10 protein-coding genes are annotated in these 6414 nt (G+C 32.5%); 1 reads left to right on the top strand and 9 read right to left on the bottom strand.

The features are described 5' to 3' along the window. Positions 1 to 247: 247 nt before the first annotated feature. A complete protein-coding gene (locus tag KQX66_RS33315; RefSeq protein ID WP_216797853.1) occupies positions 248 to 895 on the top strand; it encodes a hypothetical protein in 648 nt (215 codons plus the stop codon). 600 nt (positions 896 to 1495) lie between these two features. Here the strand turns inward: KQX66_RS33315 and KQX66_RS33310 are convergent. From KQX66_RS33310 to KQX66_RS33270, 9 genes are all read right to left on the bottom strand, one after another. After that, positions 1496 to 2062, bottom strand: coding sequence for a hypothetical protein (locus KQX66_RS33310; RefSeq protein ID WP_216797852.1), 567 nt, complete (start codon positions 2060 to 2062; stop codon positions 1496 to 1498). Between the two features lie 147 nt (positions 2063 to 2209). Further along, on the bottom strand, positions 2210 to 2458 hold the full coding sequence (locus KQX66_RS33305) for a hypothetical protein (protein ID WP_216797851.1): 249 nt from the start codon (positions 2456 to 2458) through the stop codon (positions 2210 to 2212). Positions 2459 to 2559: 101 nt separating this feature from the next. Further along, on the bottom strand, positions 2560 to 3483 hold the full coding sequence (locus tag KQX66_RS33300; RefSeq protein WP_216797850.1) for a hypothetical protein: 924 nt from the start codon (positions 3481 to 3483) through the stop codon (positions 2560 to 2562). Between the two features lie 321 nt (positions 3484 to 3804). Beyond that, complete coding sequence (locus KQX66_RS33295) at positions 3805 to 4080, bottom strand: hypothetical protein (RefSeq protein WP_216797849.1); 276 nt, start codon at positions 4078 to 4080, stop codon at positions 3805 to 3807. 49 nt (positions 4081 to 4129) lie between these two features. After that, complete coding sequence (locus KQX66_RS33290) at positions 4130 to 4495, bottom strand: GIY-YIG nuclease family protein (protein WP_216797848.1); 366 nt, start codon at positions 4493 to 4495, stop codon at positions 4130 to 4132. Positions 4496 to 4512: 17 nt separating this feature from the next. Then, positions 4513 to 4767, bottom strand: a complete 255-nt coding sequence (locus tag KQX66_RS33285; RefSeq protein ID WP_216797847.1) for a hypothetical protein — start codon at positions 4765 to 4767, stop codon at positions 4513 to 4515. A 41-nt stretch (positions 4768 to 4808) separates the two neighbouring features. Beyond that, positions 4809 to 5165, bottom strand: coding sequence for a hypothetical protein (locus KQX66_RS33280; RefSeq protein WP_216797846.1), 357 nt, complete (start codon positions 5163 to 5165; stop codon positions 4809 to 4811). A 264-nt stretch (positions 5166 to 5429) separates the two neighbouring features. After that, on the bottom strand, positions 5430 to 5837 hold the full coding sequence (locus KQX66_RS33275) for a hypothetical protein (RefSeq protein ID WP_216797845.1): 408 nt from the start codon (positions 5835 to 5837) through the stop codon (positions 5430 to 5432). A 24-nt stretch (positions 5838 to 5861) separates the two neighbouring features. Continuing rightward, positions 5862 to 6326: a DUF1643 domain-containing protein gene (locus KQX66_RS33270; protein WP_216797844.1), complete on the bottom strand. Its 465-nt coding sequence runs from the start codon at positions 6324 to 6326 to the stop codon at positions 5862 to 5864. Positions 6327 to 6414 lie beyond the last annotated feature (88 nt).

The following is a 6414-nucleotide window of genomic DNA, read 5'->3' as shown; positions in this document are numbered from 1 at the left end:
AGGCTCCATGTCAAGCCGCGGCACCGCAGTTTGATAGATCGATTTTGAGAGCTTACACAAAATTCTTGACAGACTCAGGGACATCGATCCCACTATTTTAATAACCCATACTAAAGAAAATAAGAACTACTTTAATAACATTTTTCGTATCCCTGACAACAATCTGGATAAATGGGTTCATAATCCCGAAGAAATTCCTGCGTTTGAAAAATTAATCTATACAAAAAGAAATACAAATGAATATATTTTGCTAAGTTCTCATATTAAATGGTTAGAAGGAAGCAATGAGGATGACTATTCTGATAGAAAAGAGTTATTCATAAAAACAACCGCTTTATTAGTACCACACAACAAAGTGAACGAGTATTCAAAAAACAAAAAAGTGCATGATTACTCATATAGTAGTCATTGGGAGTCCGTCTATCAAATATTTGCACGTGAATATTACTGGAGTCAAGCATATAGGGAGTACCAATTAGAAGTTAATTCATACGAAGAAGTTGATGAAGAACTGAAAACAACTACATTAGAGTATTTATGGGAAAAAGGGTATGATAATTCAATTGAAGGGTCCCTTAGTTATTTAATGCCTTCAGAGTTTATTATAAATAAACTTGGTTTAAAACAACTTAAAGAGGGATATTGGTTTAATAATGATGGACAACTTATTTGTTATGATATGGCTTTGGAAGGATATAACACAGGTTTATTAATAGAAAAAAAATCGTTAGAAAAAATACTAACTGAAAATCAGTTAGCAATAATTTGGGATATTTACTTAGAAAAAGTGGCAAATCGAGAGCTTCATGAATGGAGGATAGTAGCAGCACATCAAGATGATAGTATAATAATTGTAAATTTATATAATGAAGAAACGTGGCCTCTAAGAAATTAGAATATTTATCCTGAATATCGAAAGTAACGTTCTTCTTTGAAAACCTGAAAAGGGCTCCGTTTCTTTGGTAGAATGTGTTTGTCGAGAACACCGCCAAAGGAAGGAGCACCTTTTAGATGAAGTCTACCATATCCATCAATAAACCAAGACGGAATATCCGCCCTTTAAAAGTCACATTTCATAAGATTGCTTATAATGGATTGCTTGTGCTTTGAAATGTTATTTTTTCATGTCCAACTTTAATTATTTGACCGTGTTTATTAAGTCTAATTCATATCTTAAAGTGTAATTTAGGCACCTTAAAATATTTAGTGTATGTAACATGCCATCATGTGGTTTATTTGTGCGCTACTTACTTGACATGCCACTTCCAAGTATCTTTCTTGTCTCATAGTATAAGTATTCCTGACACAACTCTAATTCTACGTCGCAAAAATCACAACGAGGTTTAATATATTTTGACGCAAATATTTTTTCACTCCCTGTAAATAAGTATACACATTATCGATTTCGATTCAAATGATACTACACGTTTTTTAATTTCAGCCTTTCCTTTCAAATTCGATATTTCATCTTCCTTAAAGTTGGCAGTACTTATACTTAATTCAAAAAATATTTGTCCACAACCTCAAGTAACTTTTTGAGCTCATTGTAAATCTTCTCAGATGACTGTCGAATTACTTCTTCTGAAAATTTATCGATTAGTGTCATCGACTCACTTTGAGGTATGTTTGGTGAAAGCAATTTTTTAAATGTAGAAAAAATCCCACTTTCAGTATATTGTTGATCAATCATTGCTGAAATTAGCGGATTTACCATTGCCGGAAGGGATTCAATTGCAATCTTTAGCGCTTCAAATTCACGTATTGCATCCAATGTACCTTGTATTAGATCTTCATGATCTTGTATAGTAAACAGTGTAGAATTAATAAGCAAATCTCCACTTACAAAAACCCTTGATCTATATGTTTGTTTTTCTTCATAGTGTTTTAAAAATGAGGATATCTCATGACGCATAAGTGAGAGAATTTTTTGCTTTTGAATAGTTTCATTACGTTTTTGTGCTTCTTCAGCAATATTCCTTGTTACCTTCGCTCCAAGATAAACCGCGGCAATTGGAATTAATGCTCCTGTAAATATATCTTTGAAATATTCATACATGCTCATTTTAAAACTCTCCTATTTCTGTCAATTATCCATCTCGTTTTGTCATTCCTCATTTTATCGTGTACTTAAATTAGTACTGGAACTCGTTTCTCTTTATTTCTCTATTCAATGAAATGCTCAATTAAAATAAAAAATTGGAAATATACGCTATCTTCTTAACTTCGAATAGGGGGAATAGTCAAAATTTGAAGGTAAAATTCTATTGCAATGTGTGTTTATTTCTGAAAGAGTCTTACTAAAGTCTCTTCTTCTATATATTTGGGAATTACCTTCAATCGCTTCAAGCAACTTAATTGTTTGCGACTCATTGAAATCAATTAACTGCGGTGAAATCAAAATATCATAGCGAGCGTCCGCTTCGGCATAACTTCCGCTATTTTCAAATAATTCAACCATTAGATCAATAAGTTCTCCTTTAAAGTCTGGATATAACAACGAATACAATTGGAATAATTTACTTTCATTGAATTTATATGATAAATTATCCTCAATACTTTTTATCGTTCAATATGCGTTTCAATATTATCTGAAAGATAAAACGCTAAAATCTGATCATTGTCATCTAAACTTGCTTTAATTAATGTTTTAGCTGAATCTGATAATATTTGAAATACTTCTGGGAATACACACAAAAATTCATTAATCCATGTGAATCCCAAATCTTGATTAATGTTTCCAAAATAATGACTATCAGCCTTTATTTGCTCTATATGAATAAACTTATCATACTGGAACATTACCTTTAAGGCTTGCCAATTTATCGATCGGTTTTCATCACAGTCTACATTTTTTAAGATGAAAACACATTTCCAAAGACTCTTAAATATTTCTTTTTTAACATCAACTTTTAAGTTTTTAAAGTATCTTGAATCAAGGTACTTCTTTAATTCCTCGTCTGTCAATCTTCTGTCTTTTATTCTAGATATCTCTTGAATAAACTCACTAAACACTTTTTTAGAAAGAAGTGGAGGCTTAGTCAAGACTCCTTCTAGCATATTTCTAAGGTGGGATCTAACATTTTCTTTTGACGGACTGTACAATTGAAAATTAATATTCATTGCTGGATGCGCACATAGATTCCTGTGATTTTTCAAATGTTCTATGTTTGTTAAATCGCTTAACTCTAAGAGACTTGTTCTTTGTTTTATCTCATCAACCAAAATATTTTCCCATTCAGGAGACTTTGGATTTGTTACTTGGTGCTGCTCTATTTTTTTGAGGATCTGATTCGCTGTATCATCGGAGTATAAATCTCGTAAATCTTGTAATTTATACAACAAATCACATAGAACTACAGTATAGAGCATAACAACGGACGACCTATAGTTTCCAGTTTGATAAGTTTCTAATGCTTCTTTGAAGTATTCTTTCGTTTTGGAATCATATATAGTTTCAGCTGCATAATCCAAAGAATAAATCATATTATCTACCTCTGCGTCATTATTTCTTTGTAACTTTATTAATGTTACCCGTTAAAAACGATATCTTATTTACATATTGCATTTCTCAGCGGATCTATTAGTACACGAAATTGTTCAGGAGATATTCCATTTCCAAACCGCACCAAGATTTCTACCAGTTCAGAGGTAAATTCATAATTCTTGATTAATGCTATTTGTTTAATTGGTTCTTTGCTATTTCATCGTTTTCCATTGTCCTGTAAAGTTCAAAATGTTCAATAAGGCGTTCCAAAGATGGCGGCCGCATATAAATATTTCTCCTTATTTGCATAAAATGACCTTTTATTTGAACCTTCTCTTATACGATTGAGTGAATTGTGATTTTTGGGATTGTGATTTAAAGATTGCCCCATTTCCTTTTAAATACCCCTGACTGCTCTTTTGCTGTCTTTCTAAGTACCTAAGAGCTCTTTCCTGTTCTCTCTGCTCTTTCATTTCATTGTATCTACCATAGTTTCTAGAATATCCTGTTTGTCTATATCGACGCTTATTTGAACCGCCAAAGATTGAGGAAATAATAATTATAATTATTAAAAATACAACAATTGTTGTAGTCAATAATCTAACCTCCATTAAAATGCAAATAAAAGTGAACTTTCATAGTGATCTAATCCAACTCAAAATCAATATTTAAGGATTGTTTCTTTTTGTGACCTTGTAGATTCCTTCTAGTCTCTTCCACATCTGAATAAATAAAATACCCACCACGAACATTTTTCCATCCATAGTTCTTCATATATTTTAAGGTAATTTCGTTTTCAACTTCTTCAGCCTTACTGTATGTAACCTCACCTAATTGGATTTTTTCAACAATCTTTATCGGAGGATGTTGTCTAGTCCAAACAGAACCTTTACCATTGAAATGCTTTTTTAATCGTTTCTCAGTAGTTGTATGGCCTACATAGTACTTCCCGTGCTCCAGTTTAAGGGCATATACAAATCTTACGGCAGATTTGTCTTCTTCGATCGGCATAGGTTCCCCCATGAAAGTCAATTTTTATTCTCTTTTAAATGTTCTGCAAGATTGATAATATCCTTTGTATGTAGAATTAGTTCACATATTTTTCGTTCCTCATCATCAGAGCCCAATGTCATTACATTTGCAATAATAAATTTATTATCTCTTGAACCCCCTACAATTTCCATCCATCTGCCTGATACTTCACATGGAAGAAATCGTTCCCCTAGTTCATTCTTTTTCATTTGATAAAAACCTATTGGAAAACTTACCACATTATTATCCATACTATTCTTACCTCCCATAAAACTAGTATTTTATCGACACTTTACTGTGGCATTGTCATTTCGAAAACGAATAAATCATCAACTTCGGTATCTTGAATAGTAATAACAAATTTCTTTCCTAGACGCTTCTCCCAGCCCAGATAATAACGTGCTACCTCGATTTTTGCATTAAACTCCAGAACAATCATTTCCACTTCATTGAAATTTTCGTTCTGTTCTATTTCCATTAGCAATGCAATCACATCTTGGTAAGTTTCAACTGAAGTTGTCCATGCTGTGTGACTTTGTAATGCTGGAACCCCTACAAGATCAATCAAAAGCACCTTCTCTTTGCTATACGCTTTCATTTCTCTTTCAAGTATTCTAGATTTACCAGCTTTGCCGAGAATAACTAGCATTTGTTTTCCCCTTATAAAACCAATCTTTTATCTTAATTCTGATTTTCTTAGTTGTCGCACATACAGAATTTTAATATCCGAACGATTCAAATCTTCTATTGCCTTTACTATAACTTGTTTTCGGGCATCGCTCTCAGAAAAGGATTCTACAACAGTCTGATCTGTCTTTGGTTCCAATTCATCGGACTTCCTATACTCATATTCGACTAAATATTTATTATCCAATGTATCAGATTCTCCTTTCGTGGCAATGAAATCTCCGTTTTATTGCTTTTTCTTTTTGGATTTCTTTGGTCTAACAATTTCAAGTTGACTGTAATCGTACAGTTCCCAGTGACCGCTGTCGTTTGTAACATACACTTTGTTTTTAACATTTTTCTCGTAGATATATTCAAATAATTTATCCGACACCTTTTTCATTTTATTTTCTTGAAGTACATAGTCTCGAATATCTATTTTGATTTTTTTATCAAGATCGAAAATATATAAGTATAAATACAACACTGTCCCTAAATGTTCACGGTCTTTATTTGCAATGTATAACCCATTCCCTCCTACATAGTCGGGCGAATTATCATATCGTGGTTGATCAGATTTTTTAATTCTATCTGTAACATATGCAGCGCTTATCGAATAGCCGTCTATGTCATTGATAATTGCCTTATACTTCACAATATCAACTCACTTTCCATAAAATCAGTTTTTTATTGCAACATCTCCATTTTCACTTATTACACATTTTTGCAAAGAATGAGCTGAACTAAGTCCATATATATAATCAGGACAATTCTTAGAAGTCACCCTAAAGCATCTAAGCTTTTCTGTGTTCCGCATTAATAATTCAACAAACTTAGGGTTTCTACTTGCTATATTATCATTTCCCCAAAACAGCACCACAATATCAGAACTGTTCACTGCTTCTTCAATATATTTGTAATTATTTTCATCAAATTTACGTTTATCTTTTGGTAGCAAGTCTTTTTTATCTGCAGTGTAAGGATAAAGATTTACCACTTCAAATGAGCCGATATTCTCTTTTTCGAGATGTATTTCAATGTTACTCAAGGTTGATCCTAGCCTAAACGGCACAGGGTTAACTCTTGCTGGATTAAACATTATAATTGTCGCTTTGTCCTTTGTCGCGTCCCAACTCCGAACCATACTATATCTGCAACATTCTTTTCTGTCATATGTATTTCTTGCAGAAACACGAAAATTAGCTACAGTGATAATAGTTATTCACTCCTCA

Source organism: Paenibacillus oleatilyticus (assembly GCF_018998565.1).
GTDB lineage: Bacteria > Bacillota > Bacilli > Paenibacillales > NBRC-103111 > Paenibacillus_G > Paenibacillus_G oleatilyticus.
Note: the sequence above shows the minus strand (reverse complement) of the source record. Positions and strands in the feature narration are given on the sequence as shown.